Consider the following 18,443-nt stretch of genomic DNA (forward strand, 5'->3'; position numbering starts at 1 on the left):
GCTCACGCTCCCCGCAGGATCGTGGCCAGGGCAGCGGTCAGGGCCTGGGCCTGGTCGTCGACCGGGCCGGCGCTGCGCCAGGCGACAATGCCGTCGGGGCGTACCAGCAGCGCCCCGCCGGGGCCGACTCCGCAGCTCGCGAGCCACGAACCGTCGTCGGCGAGGTCGCCGTCGGGTCCGGCGGTCAGCGCCTTGATCGGAAGCCCGGTCTCCGCCGAGACCGCCTCGGCCGCGGCGAGCCAGGCGTCGTCGCCCGGAGCCGTGGCCAACGTCCAGCCCTCGGTCAGCACATCGATCGTGGAGACCCGCGCGCCGTCGTGTTCGACCCAGCCGTGCGGGGCACGCGATCCGGGTTGGCCGGTGAAGGTCAGCTCGCGGGGCAGCAGCTCGGTGTCGGCGGGCGCGCCGACTATCGCGTTGGAGGTGTACCGGTAGCCCATCGTCACGATGACGAAGTCGCGGTAGGCGGCCTTGTCCTCGTCGGCGAGCTGACCCCGGGTGCGGAAGAGCATCCACGCCTGGTCGGCGGTCGCGGCGCCGACCGGACGACGCTCGGCTTCGTAGGAGTCGAGCAGGCTCTCGTCGGCGTGCCCGTGAAGCACGTCGGCGAGCTTCCAGGCCAGGTTGTGCGCGTCCTGGATGCCGGCGTTGACGCCGAAACCTCCGGCCGGCGGGTGGGCGTGACAGGCGTCGCCGGCCAGGAAGACCCGCCCTGACTGGTACGCGTCGGCGACCATGTGCCGCGCGTCCCAGGGCTGGGCCGACTCGACCTCGATCTCCAGCTCGGGGTCGCCGGCGGCGATCCGGGCCAGTTCGACACAGCGAGCCGGTGTGAAGTCGGCCGGCGACTGCCCGCGCTCGGGGTAGTAGTTGACGCCGAACATCCACCGTCCCGGCTCGATGAAGAGCAGCAGACCCTGGGCCAGCTGGTTCATCAGGTAGATCAGCGTGAACCGGGGTGCCGTCTCGGGCAGGTCGACCTTGGCGCGGAAGATGATGCTGACGAAGTTCCCGGCGACGCCGTTGCTGCGGTTTCCGACCTGGAGCAGTTCGCGCACGGGGCTCTTCACCCCGTCGGCGGCGACGACGTAGCGCGCCCGGATCGTGCGTGTCGTGCCGTTGTCGGAGACGGTGGCTGTCACCCCGTCCTGGTCCTGGGTCAGCCCGATCAGCTCGTTCTGGAAGCGGATCTCCGCGCCCGCCTCGACTGCGGCGTCGTAGAGCAGCGGCTCGTAGTGGTCCTGGCCGCACCAGATCGGCCAGCTCGGCGTGAACTTGTCGTAGTCGACGTCGTGCGCCTCCATCACGAACGACTTGTGGAGGTCGGCCAGGGACTGGGCGCCGAGCATGACCAGTGGCGTGGCGCGGCCGGCGCGGACCAGGTCGAGTTCGGCGCCCGGCCCGACGATCTTCATGCCGGCCTGCTGCACCGCGGGCTCCAGGCCGACGGTGCGGAAGATCTCCACGGTGCGGGCGTGCAGACCGGTAGCGCGGGGGATCGTCGACAGCCGGGGCCGACGTTCGACAAGGATCGGCCGGATCCCCTTGCGGGCCAGGAAGAGCGCGGTCGACAAGCCGACCGGGCCGCCGCCGACGATCAGGACGTCGGTGCTTCCGTCAGACATGAGCGTCCTCCGTGTAGACGACTTTGTAGAGGTGGCGTTCCGGCGTGGCGATCGCGCGTACCTCGCCGAAGTGGGGGTGGACCTCGGGGTTCTTGAGCATCGCTGTGAAGTGCTCTTCGCTCTCCCACTGCGCGTAGTTGACGACCCGGGTGCCGTCGAGGCTGGCGTGGATGTTCGCCGACACGAACCCGTCGACCTTGGACATCACCGCGTCGGTCGCCTCGATCAGGATGTCGACGAGCTTCTGCTGGTTGGCCGGCTCGACGGTGAAGACGTTGACCATCGTCACGACCTGCTGGTCGATGCCGATGTGTGCCATTGCGGGCTTCCTTTCCTAGATCGGACGCGCTTCGAGCAGGGCCCAGCCGCGGGACGCGGGGGTGTTGACCAGCTCGAAACCGGACGCGGTGAACAGCGCCTGCCATTCCCTGAGGTCGCGCTCCTTGCCGCCGAAGAGCACCAGCATGTCGATGTCGATGATCTTGGCGTGGTCCCACTGGTTGCGCGGCGGCACGATCTGGTCGATCGCGATGAGCCGGGAGTCGGCGTCGCCGATCGCCGCCCGGATCCGACGCAGCAACGTGACGCAGGTGTCGTCCGGCCAGTTGTGGACGATCGACTTCAGGATGTACGCGTCGGCACCGACCGGCAGTTCGTCGGTGAAGAAGTCGCCGCCCCGCACCTCGACCCGCTCGGTGACACCGTGCTCCTTGAGCAGTGGCTCGGCGTCGGCCACCACCTCGGGCAGGTCGAAGAGGACACCCGTGCCATCGGGGTGACGCTGGAGCATCTTGGCCAGGAAGTAGCCGTTGCTGCCGCCGATGTCGGCGATCCGGCCGAACCGCTCGGGTGCCAACTCCGCGGCGAACCGGTCGGCCAGCCGCCGGCTCCAGTGGGCCATGAAGCCCTCGAAGAACCGGTTGGCCTCCGGGTGGGCCTGGAGATAGTCGTAGAAGCCCATGCCGAAGACCTTGTTGAAGGCCGGCTCGCCGGTACGGACGCTGTGCAGGATCTCCGCGTACGGGAGGCGGTTGAAGTCGGCGCCGCTGAACTGCACCATCGGCCGCAGCCCGCCGATCCGGGCCGACGTCAGCCCCTCGCCGAGCGGGGTGAGCGCGAACGACCCGTCCTCCTGCTCGTCGAAGATGCCGACCGCTGAGGCCGCGCGCAGGATCCGCCGCAGCGCGTCCTCGTGCGACTCGGTCGCCGCCGCCAGTCGGGCGACCGGCACTGGTCCGTCGACGAGCAGGTCGGCGATGCCGAGTTCGGTGACCACGTAGATCACGTTGGCGATCTGTTTGGCGCTTCCCAGCACCGCGATCTGCCGTTCACGCAGATCGAGTGCCTGCTGCTCGTCGAAGTTCGCGACGGCGGCGAGGCTGGCGTCGGTCATCGTCCATTCCTTTCGTCGGTCACGACCATTGCCGCGTTGAACCCGCCGTAGCCCCTGGCGAGTACGAGCGCCGCGCGTACCGGTGTCTCCCGCGCGACGTCACGCACCAGGTCGAGGTGCAGGCCCTCGGCCGGCTGGCGGATGTTGGTGGTGGGCGGGATGACGCCGTGCCGGATCGACAGCAGCGCGGAGACGAGGTCGAGCGCCGCCCCGCCCGAGTAGAGCCGGCCGGTCATCGTCTTGGGGGCGGTCACCGGCACCCCGCGTGGGCCGAAGACAGCGGTGATCGCCTCGGCTTCAACGCGGTCGAGCTGCGCGACACCGGCGCCGTCGGCGAAGACGACGTCGATGTCGGCCGGGGTGAGACCGGCGTCGGACACTGCCATCTCGGCCGCCCGACGCAGACCCGGCGGGCGGCCGGAGCCGGGCCGGGGGTCGAACGTCGCGCCGTATCCGGCGATCACCCCGTAGACGGCGGCCCCGCGCCGGGCAGCGGCGTGTTCGTCCTCCAACACGAGGATCGCCCCACCCTCGCCCGGCACGTAACCCGACGCGTTGGCGTCGAACGGCAGGAACGCCGTGGCCGGATCCCGCCCCGTACTGAGCAGGCCGTTGGCGAGCTGGGCCGTCCAGCCCCACGGGCAGAGCGACGCGTCGACACCGCCGGTCATCACGAGTTGCACGCCCTTGCGCACCTGGCGCCGGGCCTGCGCCACCGCGTCGAGCCCACCCGCCTGCTCGGTGACGAGCACGCCGGTCGGCCCGCGCATCCCGTGGCGGATCGAGATCTGGCCGGTGTTGACAGCGTAGAACCAGGCGAACGACTGGTAGGCGCTGACGTGCTCAGAGCCCTTGCTCCAGAGTTTCTCCAGCTCACGGTGGCCGAACTCGAAGCCGCCCGACGCGCTGGCAGTGACGACACCCATGCCGAACTCGGGCAGCGCCGAAGGGTCGACCGACGCGTCGGCAAGAGCCCACTGCGCCGCCGTCAACGACAGCCGGGTCATGTGGTCGGTCTGCGCCATCAGCCGGCTCGGGATGTGATCGGCCGCCTCGTATCCGGGAACCTCGCCGGCCAACTGGGCGGGGTAACCCGAGCTGTCGAAACGGCTGATCGGCCCGATGCCGCCCACCCCGGCGACGGTGGCCGCCCAGAAGGCGTCGCGGCCCAACCCGTTGGGCGCTGCCACTCCGACACCGGTGACGACAGTGGTCATGCCACACGCGCCAGGAGCATCGCGCTCTGGAAGCCGCCGAATCCGCTACCCACGCTCAACACCACGTCGGTCTGCTGCTCGCGGGCGGTCAGCGGAACGTAGTCGAGGTCGCACTCCGGGTCGCGTTCGTGCAGGTTGGCTGTTGGCGGCACCGCCCCGTGCTTGATCGCCAGGGCCGACGCCGCGATCTCGATCGAACCGATGGCGCCGAGCGAGTGGCCGATCATCGACTTGATCGAGCTGACCGGGGTGCGGTACGCATGGTCGCCGAGACTCCGCTTGAACGCCGCCGTCTCGTGCCTGTCGTTCTGCTTCGTACCCGAGCCGTGCGCGTTGATGTAGTCGACGGCGTCGCCGGGCAACCGGGCGTCGGCGAGCGCGACCCGGATCGCCTCGGCCATCTCCCGCCCGTCGGGCCGCAGACCGGTCATGTGAAACGCGTTGGAGCGCGAGGCGAACCCGACCAGTTCGGCGTAGATCTGCGCCCCGCGTCGACGGGCGTGCTCAAGCTCTTCGAGGACGAACATCGCCGAACCCTCACCGAGGACGAACCCGTCGCGACTGTTGTCGAACGGCCGCGAGGCGTGCGTCGGATCGTCGTTGCGGGCCGTGGTCGCCTTGATCGCGTCGAAGCAGGCCACCGTGATCGGCGATATCGGGGCGTCGGTCGCGCCGGCGATCATCACGTCGGCCGAGCCCTCCCGGATCAACTCCCGGGCGTGGCCGACCGAGTCGAGGCCCGACGTGCAGCCGGTGGAGACCACCGTCGCCGGACCCTCCGCCCTGACCGACCACGCCACCTCGCGGGCGAACGAGCTCGGCACCAGATAGTCGTAGAGGTGCGGGGTGGCGTACCGGTGGTCGGTCAGCCAGTTCCGGCCGCCGTCGCTGACCACGACGTACTCCTCTTCGAGGCTCATGGTGGCCCCGACCGCCGTGCCGACGCTCACGCCGACCCGGGTCGGGTCGGCGACCTCGAAGCCGCTGTCGGCCAGCGCCTCCCGGGTGCAGACCACTGCCATCTGGGCCGCCCGGTCCATCCGGCGGACCTCCTGCGGCGACAGGCCCTCGGCGACCGGGTCGAAGTCGGCCTCCGCGGCCACCCGTGACCGGAAGGGGGTGGCGTCGAAGAACGACAGGCTACGGGTGGCCGTGCGGCCAGCGGTCAACAGTTCCCAGAACGCCTTGGTGCCCAGTCCACCGGGGGCGATGACGCCAATCCCGGTGATGACCACCCGACGGTCGGATGTGCTCGTCATGGAAGACCTCCTGGCCGCGATGTCCGTGTGAAAGCTAGGGACGGCCGGTCGAACGGCGCTGGAGCGTCGGTCGAGGGCCTGTCACGAGGCCCTGGCAAGCCCCGGGCGCAGTGGTCCGCCGGCGGCCAACACCTCCCGCTGGAGCCGCTGGAGGTCAGGCGAAGGGTCCAGGCCCAACTCCTCACTGAGCACCCGGCGCAGGTGGTGGTACGCCTGCAACGCCTCGCCACGGCGTCCCGAGCGGCTGAGCGCCACGATGAGCTGGCGGTGGAACCACTCGTTGAGCGGGTACGTGCCCACGAGATAGCGCAGCTCGCCGATCAACTCGCGGTGGCGGCCGAGCGTGATGTCGGCCTGGATGCGCAGCTCCAGTGCGCGGATCCACTGCTCCTGGAGGTGGATCGCGTGCGCCTCCAACGCCGGCCCGAACGTCACGTTGGCGCCCACCGGCCCCGTCCACATGGCCAGCGCCCGCCGCAGCACCTCGGCGCCCTCCTCGGGCCGGTCCGACTCGATGTGCGAGCGGCCCTGGTCGAGCATCGTCTCGAACACCTCGGCGTCGAGCTGACCCGGCTCGACCCTGAGCAGGTAACCGCGGGCACGGCTCTCCAGCACGGTCCGGTCCGGGGTCTCTATGCCCTCCTTCGCGAAGAGCTTGCGCAGGTGGTAGATGTAGGTCTGGACAGTGGTGACGGCGCTGCGCGCCGGATCGTCACCCCACAGCTCCCGGATTATCGAGTCGACCAGAACGACCCGATTGGCCCGCATCACCAGCAGCGCCAACACGGTCCGCACCTTCGGCGGCGTCGGCGTGCAGATCCGGCCCTCGTGGATCACTTCCAGCGACCCGAGGATCTCGTACCTGACCACAGTGGTCCCCCATTCCCCATAGCACTCGTCGAGACGCTCTCAAGCTATGGATGAGCGGGGCGTGTCGGAACGACCGCAGGTAGCGACATCGCGGGTTCTTCCGAGGATCGATGCGTGTCGAAAGTTGTACGGCGGATACCCCTTTGATCGCTCGATGCTTCCTCCAGGCAACCTCCACCAGGGGCGGGAAGACTCGCCGGGCCCCCACGCCCCTCGGGTTAGGAGTCACACATGTCGCGCCGCCTCTTCACCTCCGAGTCGGTCACCGAAGGTCATCCCGACAAGATCGCCGATCAGATCAGCGATGGGATCCTCGACGCGCTACTGGCGCAGGACCCGCACAGCCGGGTCGCCGTCGAAAGCCTGATCACCACCGGCCAGGTCCACGTCGCCGGCGAGGTCACCACGCAGGCCTACGCCGACATCCCCCGCATCGTGCGGGAAACGGTCCTGGGCATCGGGTACGACTCGTCGAAGAAGGGCTTCGACGGCGCGTCCTGCGGCGTCAGCATCTCGATCGGCGCCCAGTCGCCCGACATCGCGCAGGGCGTCGACACGGCGATCGAGCTGCGCGACGGTTCGTCCGGTGGTGGGCTCGACGCCCAGGGTGCCGGTGACCAGGGCATGATGTTCGGCTTCGCCTGCTCGGAGACGCCGGAGCTGATGCCGCTGCCGATCGCGCTGGCCCACCGGCTGGCTCGTCGTCTGGCCGCCGTCCGCAAGGACGGCACGGTGCCCTACCTGCGGCCGGACGGCAAAACCCAGGTCACCGTCGAGTACGACGGTCTCCGCCCGGTCCGGCTCGACACCGTCGTGGTCTCCACTCAGCACGCCGCCCACATCTCCCTCGACGAACTGCTCGCCCCCGACATCCGGGACCACGTGATCACGCCGGAGCTGGAGGCGCTCGACCTCGACACCGAGGGTTACCGGCTGTTGGTCAACCCGACCGGCCGGTTCGAGATCGGTGGCCCGATGGGCGACGCCGGCCTGACCGGACGGAAGATCATCGTCGACACCTACGGCGGGTACGCCCGGCACGGTGGTGGCGCGTTCTCGGGCAAGGACCCGTCAAAGGTCGACCGTTCGGCGGCGTACGCGATGCGGTGGGTGGCGAAGAACGTGGTCGCCGCGGGCCTGGCCGAGCGGTGTGAGGCGCAGGTGGCCTACGCGATCGGCAAGGCCCACCCGGTGAGCCTGTTCGTGGAGACGTTCGGGACGGAGACGGTGCCGCTCGACCGGATCGAGAAGGCGATCGGTGAGGTCTTCGACCTGCGCCCGGCGGCGATCATCCGCGACCTGGACCTGCTGCGTCCGATCTACCAGCAGACGGCCGCCTACGGCCACTTCGGCCGTGAACTCCCGGACCTGACCTGGGAGCGCACCGACCGCGCCGCCGATCTCAAGGCCGCTTGTTGAGGACCGTCGCCGGTCGCTAGAACGGCGGGCGGCGCGGGCGTGGCACCAACCGGTCGTGTGGCAGCGTCACCAGTGACGCTGCCACCGCCTTGTTGACCGCGTCGATGCGGGAGACCGCGCCGAGCTTCGCGAAGATGCGCCGCAGGTGGCTCTTCACGGTGGCCTCGGTCAGGTCGAGTCGCCGTGCGATCTGGGCGTTGGTCATCGCCTCGGCAGCGAGTTGCAGGATCTCCAACTCGACGGGGGACAGAATGGCGGACTCCGCGTTCTGCACCTGCACCAGGCTCTGACCGGAGACCGAGAGCAGCACCGAGCCGCTGCCGTCGCGTGCCTTGCGGATCGCGGCGACCAGTTCCTCCCGACCCACGCTCTTCAGCAGATAGGCGCGCACCCCGGCGGCGATCAGACGGCGCAGCAGGTCGGGGCTGTCATACATGCTGAGGATGACCACCGCGCTGTCGGGCGACACCTCACGGATGCGGCGCACCGTGACCACCGGGTCGTCGCCGGGAATCTCGACATCGAGCAACACCACGTCGGGACGCTCCGACGCCGCCTTGGCGACAGCGGTTGCCGAGTCGCCCGCCTCGTCGACCACGTCGAGGTCGGCGTGCACCTCGAGCACCCAGCGCAGCCCCTCGCGGACGAGAGCGTGGTCGTCGACTATGAGGATGGTGGTGGCGCCGGCGGGAGACCCGCCGTCGGACCGCGTCAACCTAACCCCCAGACCCCATCCCCCGCCGCCAGCGTGCACATGATTGGCACCGTATCGCGGACGTGTGACGCCACGGCTATCGTGGCGTCCTCCCGACACGAAGAACGCCACGATCGCCGCGCGACTCTGTCAGTCTCGTGTGGACAGACGAACCAACTCGCCGATGCCGAGCCCCTTGTTGGCGATGTAGAAGCTGCCGTCGGATGCGGTGGCGAACGACATCGGGGAGTCCAGGCCGGTGCTCGCCAGCTCCCGGTGGCTACCGTCGCGCTCCACCCGGATCAACGCACCCGTGGAATCCCCGGAGCTGAGCCCGTTCTTCGCGATCTCCAGCACGACCAGTCGACCCCGCTTGTCGAAGGCGATGTCGATGATGTTGGTGAAGCCGGTCGCGAAGATCGTCGGCTCCTGCCCGGGCACCAGCCGCCACACCCGGGCCCCGCCGTTCGGGAAGGGGTGCCCGGTCAGCTGTCCGACGTAGAGCGCGCCGTCCGGCCCGCGGGTGATGGTTACCGGCACGAACTGGATCGGCGTCGTCGAGCCCGGCGGCAGACCCCACTCCGGCGGTGCCGGAACCTGCTCCTGCGGCCAGACGTGTTCGGCAGTGACCGCGCCACGACGGTCGATCCGGAGCACGTCGTTTGCGGCCGCGTCGAGCGCGTAGACGTCACGCCCGTCGGCGACGACGGCGTACGGCTGGCTCTCCGGAATCACCCCGTCGGGGTTGTTCCGCCCCTCGAACGCGGAGAGGTCGCCGACGACAGACCAACGGCGCTTACCCTCGACCCGGAGGATGGTTCCCATCGTGGCCCCGGCCGCACCGAGCAGGTCGCGCGAGACCGGGTCGGTGCTGTAGCCCATCGCCACCAGGAGCTTGCCCTGCCGGTCGAAGGCCAGGTCGTGGGCACCGTAGACGGAGAAGCCCGCGCCGGTGCTGCGCAGCGACGGCAGACCCGTCACGACTCGCTTCTGCCAGCCGTGACGGACCGCCGTGATCGCACCGGTCGAGCCGTAGCAGAGGTTGGTGCCGAACGTGCCGGGGATGCACACGTCGTCGCCGCCGAGCCCGGCCTCGGCGACGTAGACGATGCCGGCCCGGTCGATGGCGACACCGCGAGGGTTGTCGAGGTTGCGGGCGACAACGGTCAGTCGCCCAGTGGTCGAGGTGGCCGCGGTGGCGGGCGCGGCAATGCCGCCCACCAGCACCAGCGGCACGGCCAGCGACAACGTTCGTCGCATCGCGTCGAGCATGGGTTCTCCTCAGCAAGCGGGGTTCGGATGCGAACGACGCTGCCGGCGATGCCTCGAGGCCCGGTGGAGGAAGGCTCGACAGGTCCCCCTACTCCGGCTGGTTGGGAGTGCCGCGCCCCAGCTCATAGGGGGATGTCACGCCCTCGTAGGCGAGGTGCATCACCATGCCGTTGGCCGCGTGGTCGAGGTTGTGACAGTGGTCCATCCAGAGCCCCGGATTATCCGCCTTGAAGCCGATTTCGTAGATCTCACCGGGGATCACGTCGAGGCTGTCGATCCACCACGGTGACCCGGTCGCGCGGACCCCGTTGCGGGACAGCACCAACGCGTGATGGCCGTGCAGATGCATCGGGTGGTTCTGGTGGCTGCGGTTGACGATCCGCACCTTCACCACGTCGTCCATCCGGACCATGAGCGTCGGCGTATGGGGGAAGCTGTGCCCGTTGATGATCGGCACCAGGTGGAGGCCTCCGTTGTAGAAGGACAGCCGGTCGTCGAGGAGCTGGGTGAACGAGCGGTCGTACGACGAGCCGGCGTCGAAGGGCCGGGATCCGCCAGAGCCGTACGAAAGCGGATCGAAGTGGTCACCGTTGTCGACGATCTTCGGCGTCGAGGCGTCACCCGGCGGCGCCAGGACCAGCCCGCCGTCGCGGTTGGCGAGGTCGGTCAGGCGCACCGGGCCTGCCGGCATCGTGAACGTCACGTCGTAGCGTCCACCGGCCGCCAACCCGAATCGCGGATCGGTCAGCGGGGTCGGACCGTTGACGTCGACCCCGTCGATCGCCGCCACCCGCACCGGCGTGCCGTTGACAGTCAGGGCCCGCGGACGGCTGTCGGTGGACGGGTTGTTGTCGGTGTTGATCAGGCGCAGCCGCACCGGCGTGCCCGGGGCGACCTCCTGGCGTTGCAAAGTGTCACTCGTGCCGAACGAGACGATGTTGTCGTCAGGCGTACGCCACTCGTGGGCCTGCACGACGAAGTCCCGCTCGCCGGGTGGCGGGCCGTCGCGCGGCTCGACGATCAGCGCGCCGAACAGACCCCGCCGGATCGCCTCGAGCGGGTTCTGGTGGGTGTGGTACCAGAAGGTGCCGACCTGCTCGGCGATGAACCGGTAGGTGAAGCTGCCGCCCGGCTCCACCGCGTTCTGCGTTGCGCCGGCCACGCCGTCCTCACCGTTGGGAACGTCGAGGCCGTGCCAGTGGATCGTTACGTTCTCGTCGGGAATCTCGTTGTGCAGTGTCACCTCGACGAGGTCTCCCTCGCGGACCCGCAGCTCCGGCCCGGGCGACTGACCGTTGTACGTCAGCGCCTTGATCTCGGTGCCCGACGACAGCCGTACCGTTGCGTTCTTCGCGGTCAGCGTGAAGGCCTTGTTGGGCTTGCCGGTCCGCGGTCCGCGCAGGTCGTCGACGGAGACCCCGCCGTGGCCGCCGTGACCGAACGAGGGGCCGCCGCCATAGTCGACGTTGTCGTGGGACGTCATGGTCATGCGGTCGGGCAGCCTGCTGCTCTGGGCCACGTAGGTGATGCCGGCGGCGACGACCAGCACCACGACGGCGGCCTGAGCGGTGGCGCGCAGGGCGCTGGCACGCCGGCCACGGCGTGCGAAGTCGGTCGCGGTGACGGCCCGCAGGCGACGCGCCTGCCAGAACCACAGCACCAGCACCGACAGCAGGATCGGCGCGGCGTGGGTCGCGATGTCGTCGAGGTAGGACGGGACCGGACGGGACACGTACGCGAAGTAGACGCCGACGACAGTCGCCACCGCCGTCACCTGGACCGGCACGACGAATCGGGGATCGGCGGCGGCGGAGCGCGTCTCGACGTCGACCGGCGCGTCGGCTCTGTTGGCCAGGGCGCGCAGCCCCGGCACTGTCCAGATGGCGACGGCCAGCATCGGCAGCAGCAGGAGTGGCATCTGCACGATCACGCGGTTGTCGGCAAAGATCCAGTCGACGGCGAGCATCAGCCCGATCGCGACGCACTTGATGACAAGCACCACCAGCGCGGCCACGAGCAGACGCAGCAACCGACGGGCGCTCTTGCGCAGCGCCTCGGGCGTCGGCCGCCAGGCCAGCCGCGTGGCGAGGATCGCCGCGGACAGCCAGATCAGGAACAGGACCCCGGCCAGGATCCCATCGGCGTTCTCTCCGACCTCAAACATGACGCCAACATACGAAGGATGCGCACGGCACGGCATCCGTTGAGGAACGGCCGGAGCGTACGGCGATCGCCGTAGCCGACACCGCCTGCGAAACAAGGGCCGTAGTCAGCTGCCAGGCGCGACGAGCCCCGTCTGGTAGGCGAGCACGACGAGCTGCGCGCGGTCGCGGACGCGGAGCTTGACCATGGCTCGGTGGACGTGGGTACGGGCCGTGGCCGGGCTCATCGACAGCCGGCGCCCGATCTCCTCGTTGGTCAGCCCGCTGGCCACCAGGCTCATCACCTCGCGCTCGCGGTCGGTCAACACCGCCAGCCGGCCGCCGTCGACAGGCGTCGGCGCGACCTTGCTGACGAACGCGCTCACCAACCGGCTCGTCACCCGAGGCGAGATCAACATGTCGCCGCCGGCCACCACCCGCACCGCCTGGCGCAGCTCGTCGGGCTCGATGTCCTTGAGCAGGAACCCGCTCGCGCCGGCGCGCAGCGCCTCGAAGACGTACTCGTCGAGCTCGAAGGTGGTCAGGACGATGACCCGCACGGCCGGGAACCGCTCGACGATCGCGGCAGTGGCCCGCACGCCGTCGAGCACCGGCATCCGCACGTCCATCAGCACGATGTCCGGTCGGGTCGCGGCGACCATCTCGACGGCCTGGGCGCCGTTGGACGCCTCACCGACCACCTCCAGGTCCTCGCTGTGGTCGAGCAGGCCCCGGAAGCCGGCCCGCACGAGTGTCTGGTCGTCCGCCAGCACCATCCGGATCGTCACGCTGTCTCCTCCACCTCGACCGGCAGCCGCGCGGCCACTCGGAACCCCCCACCCTGCGGTCGGGGCCCGGCCTCGAGCGATCCGCCGGCGGCCGTGGCCCGTTCCCGCATGCCGGCCACCCCGTGCCCCCGCCGGCTCGCCCCGGACCCGACCCCGTCGTCGACGATCTCCACGGTGACGGCGTCACCCGCGTAGGCGATGGTGACGTCGACTGTCGTCGCTTCGGCGTGTTTGACCGTGTTGGTGATCGACTCCTGCACGATCCGGTAGACCGAGAGCGCCACCTCCGGCGGGATCGGGCGCGGGGTGCCGGCGATCCCCGACCGCACCTTCACGCCGGCCTGTTCCGCGACCGCGAAGACCCGGGCCAGATCGGGCACCTCCCCGGCGTCGCGGAGCATGCCGATCGCCGAGCGGACCTCGTGCATGGCGTCGCGTGCCGCGCCCCGGATGCTCCGCAGCGCGGCCCGCGCCTCGGCCGGCTTGCTGTCGAAGACGTCGTCGGCGAGGCTCGCCTGCACACTGATCGCGGCGATCGTGTGACCGAGAACGTCGTGGACCTCGCGGGCGATGCGGAGCCGCTCCTGGGCGACCTCGTGTTGACGCTCCTGGCGCATCACGGCGAGACGCTGCTGTGCCTCGGCCAGCCGGTCCCGGCGGGTGCGGATCGTCTCGGCGAGCAGCACCACTGCCGCGAGCAGCGAGCCCTCTTCGAGGGTGGCCGAGAGGGCGGGGAAGAAACCCTCGCCGAGCAGCGTGTACCGCATGATCAGCTCAAGGACGACGAAGAACCCGGCGACGACGAGCGCCCAGGTGAACCGGCCGGCGGCCGCGACGGAGAAGAGGGCGGCGGCCAGCGGGAGGGCGGGCGGGATGCCCGGGTACTCGAGGGCGTAGTAGATCATCAGTGCGGCGACCGAGCCGACCAGCACCAGCAGCGGCCAGCCGCGCCGGAAGACCAGCAGCAGCCCGATCACCGCGCCGATCGCGTAGGCGCGCGCGTCCGGCGGCCGGGCGCCGGGCTCGTCGGCGACCCGGATCGCCACCGCCACGACGGCCGCGACGACGACCGCGATGAGGGCGTCGATCGCGACTCGTCTGATGGCCGGGTTCATGTCCGCAACGGTACGACGCGCGCACGGTCCGTTAGCGAGGGCCCCTTCCCAACCGGACACCGTCGGCAAGGGGCCCGTCGGCTCAGCCGCGGCGAAGCGAGAGCAGTGTCTGCCCGGTGGGGATCACCGTGCTGCCGTCCACCTGGAGCCCGGCCTTCTCGCCCAGTTCGGCGTACTCGCGCCAGGTCCGCGCCTTGCCCGCCATGAGCGAGAGCAGGCGCAGGTCCATCTGGGTGATGAACATCAGCCGGGCCGGGTCGTCGGGGAAGTTGTCGTTCTCGTCCTTCACGAGGATCTGCACGATCAGCACCTTTCCGGTGGTGCCGATCGCGTCCGCCGCCCGCTGGAGGATCTTCTCGGCGGCGCTGTCGTTCCAGTCGTGCAGAACGTTCGACAGGATGTAGACGTCGGCGCCGGCCGGGAGCGGGTCGAAGATGCTTCCGCTGACCACCTCGGCGCGGTCGGCGATGCCCGCCGCCTCGAACCGGGCCCGCCCCTGCTCGACGACGCCCGCCAGGTCGACCACTGTGCCGCGCAGGTGCGGCTGGGCCTTGAGGATCTCGGTGAGCAGGGCGCCGGTGCCGCCGCCGACGTCGATGACGTGGTTGACGGCGCTCCAGTCGTAGCCCTGGACGACCTGGTCGAAGTAGCTCGCGTGGGTGGCCATCAGCGCGCCGAACGACGTGGCCCGATCGGGGTTGGTGGCCAGGTCGTCCCAGAACTCGATGCCGTAGCGCACGGGGTACGCCGCGTCGCCGGTGCGGATCGAGTGGGTCAGCGAGCTGAACGTGCCCTCGATCCGGCCGGCCATCGAGTCGACGTCGAGCCAGGGACGTTGGGCGGCGGGGTGGTCGGTCTTGAGGAACTCGGCGGCTTCCGTCAGGGCGTAGACCCGCGGCTCGGTTTCCGTGAAGACGCCGCGGACCGAGAGGTAGCGCAGCAGCCGGTGCAGCGCGTCGGGATTGGCCTTCGTCGCCGCGGCGAGCTCGTCGAGCGTGGTGGTGCCCGCGGCGATCAGGTCGGCGAGGCCGAGCGTTGCCGCGGCCCGCACTGCCCACGGCGTGATCGTGTCGGTCAGCGAGTAGAGATTGACCCGATTTTCCGTCATGGCGGCGAGCTTCGACGACGGCGCTCGAGACCGGCTCGAAGCCGCGTCGATCGACCGGTTCTCCAGCCGGGTTCGAGTGGGCGGGCGCAGGCTGCGCCTGTCACGGCCGCCATGCGAAGGGGACACGATGGGCGCCAGCCACCAGGAGCGCGGAGCGATCGAGGTCATTCAGGACCTCATGCAGCAGAAGTGGGTCTACGAGCTGTTCGGCGAGATCGGCGCGCGCCAGGGTGCCTCGGCCGCGCACGTCGAGCAACTGAGGGCGGTCGACGCCGCCGCGCACGTGTTCTGGCCGTTCCAGGCACCACCATTTCCGGTGATCGCGGCCACCGCCAACGGATCGACGTTGACCGACATCGACGGCAACGACTACCTCGACTGCCACATGGGATACGGCGCTCAGGCGCTGCACGGGCACAACCCGGCGCCGGTGGTCGACTTCGTCCGCGAGCACCTCGGCAAGGGCACCGGCAACGGCTACACCAACGCGTTGGAGCTGGAGCTGGCGACGCTGCTGCGGGAGATCCTGCCGCACAACGAGAAGTTCGCCTTCCAACACTCGGGTACGGGCGCCACCCAGTCGGCGATCCGGCTCTGCCGTGCCCACACCGGGCGGCGAATGGTCGCCAAGTTCGAGGGCACCCTGCACGGGTCCCACGACCTGGCCGTCCACAACACGGCGCCCTGGTACCACGGCCATCCCGCGGTGCCGTTCCCGGAGATCGGCAAGGACGGCATTCCGTTGGTCTCGGCGTTCGCCGGCGTCACCCCGGCCGAGCCGCGTGACCTGCTGATCCTGCCCAACGACACAGCGCTGGCCGTCGAGTTGATCGAACGCCACGCGGGTGAGTTGGCCTGCATCCTGGCCGAGCCGGCCGCCTCGTCGTTCCCGTTCGAGGAGACGACGATCCCGATGATCCGCGAGGTGGCGGTGGCCGCGCAGCGGCTCGGGGTCCCGTTCATCCTCGACGAGGTGCTGACGGGCTTCCGTTCGGGGCTCGGCGGCGCCGCGCAGAAGTTCGACATCCCGACCGACCTGGTCACCTACGGCAAGGTGATCAGCGGGCTCGGGCTGCCGCTGTCGGCGATCGGCGGTCGGGCCGACATCCTCGACATCTCGCAGACCAGTGGGCAGTCCTGGACCGACTTCGGCCAGAAGACCGGCCTACAGGGCAGCCACACCGGCAACTACCTGTCGGTGGCGGCGTCGCTGGCCACGCTCCAGCTGCTTCGCGACAAGGGGCCCGCCTACTACACCGACCTGCGGGCCAAGGTCGACCGGGTCCAGGCGCGGCTGGCCGCGTTCCGGGCGGCCGAGGGGATCCCGCTGCGCATGGTGGGGTTCGGCGACTACATCGGGTGCTTCCAGTTCCTTCCGGAAGACTCCTACACCGACTACCGGGTCTACTCGCGGGCGCTCAACCCGGCGACGTTCATCCTCACGCTGCTGCTGCGCAAGCGCGGCATCTACACGCTCGGGATGCCGATGTTCTTCGCCGGCGGCGCTCACAGCGACGCCGACGTCGACCGGCTGACCGACGCCGTGCTGGAGAGCACGCTGGAGCTTCGCGCCAACGACTTCCCCTTCGACCTGGCGTGGCCGGCGACATCCGCGTGGGGCGCCGGTTCCTCCGAGTGGGGTTCGGGTTCGTCCGACTGGTCGTAGCCACCTCCGCGTCACCGGGCCCGGGTCAGCTGCTGACCCGGGCCCTCCTCATGTGCCGTACAGGTCATACGCAAATAGCCGTACTTGACTAATCGCACGCGGCGGCGTGTAGTCGGAGGGTGGGTCCGCTGTCGACCCCCGTCCGACTTCAGGAGGAACGCGATGACGGAGAGCTGGACCGACGAACGCAGCGCTGCCCCACCCAACCCGCGCCGATGGCTGATCCTGGCCGTCATCCTGGCCGGGGCATTCATGATTCTGCTGGCTACGACGATCGTCAATGTGGCTGTCGCGCCGATCCAGCGCGACCTCCAGTCGACCTACACGGCCATGGAGTGGGTCATCGCCGGCTACGCGCTCGGCTACGGCCTGTTGCTCATCCCCGCCGGTCGGATCGGCGACCGCTTCGGCCACCGCAAGCTGTTCCTCATCGGCGTCGCGGGGTTCACGCTCGCGTCGGCGGCGTCGGCGCTCGCGGACACACCCGGCCAGCTGATCGCGTTCCAGGTGGTGCAGGGCATGATGGCCGGCATCCTCAACCCGCCGGTGCTGGCGCTGATCCAGACCACGTTCCCGGCGAAGGAGACCGGCAAGGCGTACGGGATCTACGGCGCGATCGGCGGCATCGCGACCGCCAGCGGTCCCCTCCTCGGCGGCCTGCTGATCGCGTGGGACCTCAACGGCTGGGACTGGCGGCCGGTGTTCCTGCTCAACGTGCCGATCGGCCTGGCCACGTTCGTCGCCGCGCTGATCCTGGTGCCCGAGTCACGCGGCCGCCGCGGTGGTCTCGACGTGATCGGCATGCTGCTCGTCTCGGCCGCCGTGCTGCTGCTGGCCGTCCCCCTGGTCGAGGGCCAGCGCCTGGGTTGGCCGGCGTGGACGTTCGTCTCGATGGCAGCGGCGCTGCCCGCGCTGGCCGTCTTCGCGGTGTGGGAGCTGCGCCGCGCCCGACGCGCCCAGGTCCCGCTGGTGAGCATGCGCCTCTTCGCGCACCGCTCATTCTCCGCCGGCGTCGGCATCAGTCTCTGCTACTTCGCGGGCTTCATCGGCCTGCTCTTCGCGCTCTCACTGCACCTGCAGATCGGCCTGGAGAAGTCCGCCCTGACGACGGGCCTGATCCTGCTGCCGTTCTCGTTCGGCACACTGGTCGGCGCGGCCATCTCCGACAACGTCGCCCGGGCGCTCGGTCGTGGCGTCCTGATGCTCGGCGCGGGCATCGTGATCGTCGGCATGGTGGGCATCATCGCCACGATCCACTGGTGGGGCTCCGGCCTGGAGCTACTGCCGGCATTGCTCTTCGCCGGCTTCGGCTCGGGCCTGGTGATCGCGCCGAGCGTCGAGATCGTGCTGGCCGGCGTGCCCTGGCAGGACGCGGGCGCGGCCAGCGGTGTGCTCGGCACCGCCCAGCGTCTCGGCCAGGCGATCGGCGTCGCGGTGGCCGGCGTTGTCCTCTTCGGAACGCTCGGCTCCTACTCGGGGACGGCCGCCGAGAAGGCGAGCCCGGAGCTCCAGGCATCGCTCGTGGCGGCCGGCCTGCCGCCGGCCGAGGCGAGCGCGGCGACGACCACCTTCGCCGACTGTTTCATCCGCCAGTCACGCGCGTCAGATCCGACGGCCACGCCGCCGGGCTGCGCGGACTCGGCGCCGGGTCCGGTGGGTGCGGCCTTCGACAGCGCCGCCACGTCGGCGCTGGAGACCAACTTCAACCGGGCGGTCCAGTGGACCGTCGGCGCCGTCCTGGTCGGCGTGATCCTCACGTTCCTTCTCGTCTACCTGCTGCCCCGCCGGCCCGAAGAGCCCTGGGCCGAGGCGAGCAAGCCCGATTGGAACGTGACCACCCAGCCCGAGCCCGCTCAGTGACATGCCGCCAGCCCCG

15 protein-coding genes are annotated in these 18,443 nt (G+C 70.0%); 3 read left to right on the forward strand and 12 right to left on the reverse strand.

Annotation, left to right across the window (positions count from 1 at the left end):
* Positions 1 to 2: 2 nt before the first annotated feature.
* The 6 genes from AB0B94_RS00840 to AB0B94_RS00865 all read right to left on the reverse strand — a co-directional run bounded on the left by AB0B94_RS00840 (position 3) and on the right by AB0B94_RS00865 (position 6,364).
* Positions 3 to 1,625 carry an FAD-dependent oxidoreductase gene (locus tag AB0B94_RS00840; protein WP_357266809.1) on the reverse strand — a complete coding sequence of 541 codons (1,623 nt, stop codon included), beginning with the start codon at positions 1,623 to 1,625 and terminating at the stop codon, positions 3 to 5.
* Positions 1,618 to 1,944 (reverse strand): antibiotic biosynthesis monooxygenase family protein, encoded by a 327-nt coding sequence (locus AB0B94_RS00845; protein ID WP_357266812.1) that lies wholly within the window; start codon positions 1,942 to 1,944, stop codon positions 1,618 to 1,620. The genes AB0B94_RS00840 and AB0B94_RS00845 overlap by 8 nt, the downstream gene beginning before the upstream one ends.
* Before the next feature lie 15 nt (positions 1,945 to 1,959).
* Positions 1,960 to 3,018 carry a methyltransferase gene (locus AB0B94_RS00850; protein WP_357266815.1) on the reverse strand — a complete coding sequence of 353 codons (1,059 nt, stop codon included), beginning with the start codon at positions 3,016 to 3,018 and terminating at the stop codon, positions 1,960 to 1,962.
* Positions 3,015 to 4,235 (reverse strand): ketosynthase chain-length factor, encoded by a 1,221-nt coding sequence (locus AB0B94_RS00855; RefSeq protein ID WP_238671249.1) that lies wholly within the window; start codon positions 4,233 to 4,235, stop codon positions 3,015 to 3,017. Before AB0B94_RS00855 ends, AB0B94_RS00850 begins: the two co-directional genes overlap by 4 nt.
* Positions 4,232 to 5,494, reverse strand: coding sequence for a beta-ketoacyl-[acyl-carrier-protein] synthase family protein (locus AB0B94_RS00860; RefSeq protein ID WP_357266819.1), 1,263 nt, complete (start codon positions 5,492 to 5,494; stop codon positions 4,232 to 4,234). Before AB0B94_RS00860 ends, AB0B94_RS00855 begins: the two co-directional genes overlap by 4 nt.
* A gap of 81 nt (positions 5,495 to 5,575) precedes the next feature.
* Entirely contained in the window at positions 5,576 to 6,364 is a 789-nt protein-coding gene (locus AB0B94_RS00865; RefSeq protein WP_091397314.1) for an AfsR/SARP family transcriptional regulator, read from the reverse strand.
* Between the two features lie 231 nt (positions 6,365 to 6,595).
* Here AB0B94_RS00865 and metK point away from each other — a divergent pair, with 231 nt between their 5' ends.
* Positions 6,596 to 7,783: a methionine adenosyltransferase gene (gene metK / locus AB0B94_RS00870; RefSeq protein WP_091394940.1), complete on the forward strand. Its 1,188-nt coding sequence runs from the start codon at positions 6,596 to 6,598 to the stop codon at positions 7,781 to 7,783.
* Between the two features lie 16 nt (positions 7,784 to 7,799).
* Here the strand turns inward: metK and AB0B94_RS00875 are convergent, their stop codons facing one another.
* From AB0B94_RS00875 to AB0B94_RS00900, 6 genes are all read right to left on the reverse strand, one after another.
* A complete protein-coding gene (locus AB0B94_RS00875; RefSeq protein ID WP_181539555.1) occupies positions 7,800 to 8,498 on the reverse strand; it encodes a response regulator transcription factor in 699 nt (232 codons plus the stop codon).
* A 129-nt stretch (positions 8,499 to 8,627) separates the two neighbouring features.
* The gene (locus AB0B94_RS00880; protein ID WP_357266823.1) at positions 8,628 to 9,749 is read right to left on the reverse strand and encodes a ScyD/ScyE family protein; all 1,122 of its coding nucleotides are present in this window, start codon (positions 9,747 to 9,749) and stop codon (positions 8,628 to 8,630) included.
* An 88-nt stretch (positions 9,750 to 9,837) separates the two neighbouring features.
* The gene (locus tag AB0B94_RS00885; RefSeq protein ID WP_357266826.1) at positions 9,838 to 11,913 is read right to left on the reverse strand and encodes a multicopper oxidase family protein; all 2,076 of its coding nucleotides are present in this window, start codon (positions 11,911 to 11,913) and stop codon (positions 9,838 to 9,840) included.
* Between the two features lie 105 nt (positions 11,914 to 12,018).
* The gene (locus AB0B94_RS00890) at positions 12,019 to 12,678 is read right to left on the reverse strand and encodes a response regulator transcription factor (protein ID WP_357266829.1); all 660 of its coding nucleotides are present in this window, start codon (positions 12,676 to 12,678) and stop codon (positions 12,019 to 12,021) included.
* The gene (locus AB0B94_RS00895) at positions 12,675 to 13,793 is read right to left on the reverse strand and encodes a sensor histidine kinase (RefSeq protein ID WP_357266832.1); all 1,119 of its coding nucleotides are present in this window, start codon (positions 13,791 to 13,793) and stop codon (positions 12,675 to 12,677) included. The genes AB0B94_RS00890 and AB0B94_RS00895 overlap by 4 nt, the downstream gene beginning before the upstream one ends.
* 82 nt (positions 13,794 to 13,875) lie before the next feature.
* Positions 13,876 to 14,901, reverse strand: a complete 1,026-nt coding sequence (locus tag AB0B94_RS00900) for a methyltransferase (RefSeq protein WP_357266835.1) — start codon at positions 14,899 to 14,901, stop codon at positions 13,876 to 13,878.
* 127 nt (positions 14,902 to 15,028) lie between these two features.
* Here AB0B94_RS00900 and AB0B94_RS00905 point away from each other — a divergent pair, with 127 nt between their 5' ends.
* Positions 15,029 to 16,567, forward strand: a complete 1,539-nt coding sequence (locus tag AB0B94_RS00905) for an aminotransferase class III-fold pyridoxal phosphate-dependent enzyme (RefSeq protein ID WP_357266838.1) — start codon at positions 15,029 to 15,031, stop codon at positions 16,565 to 16,567.
* Positions 16,568 to 16,729: 162 nt separating this feature from the next.
* Positions 16,730 to 18,427, forward strand: coding sequence for an MFS transporter (locus AB0B94_RS00910; protein WP_357266841.1), 1,698 nt, complete (start codon positions 16,730 to 16,732; stop codon positions 18,425 to 18,427).
* The last annotated feature ends 16 nt before the right edge of the window (positions 18,428 to 18,443 follow it).

Origin of the sequence: Micromonospora sp. NPDC048986 (assembly GCF_040649335.1) — a bacterium.
GTDB lineage: Bacteria > Actinomycetota > Actinomycetes > Mycobacteriales > Micromonosporaceae > Micromonospora > Micromonospora alfalfae.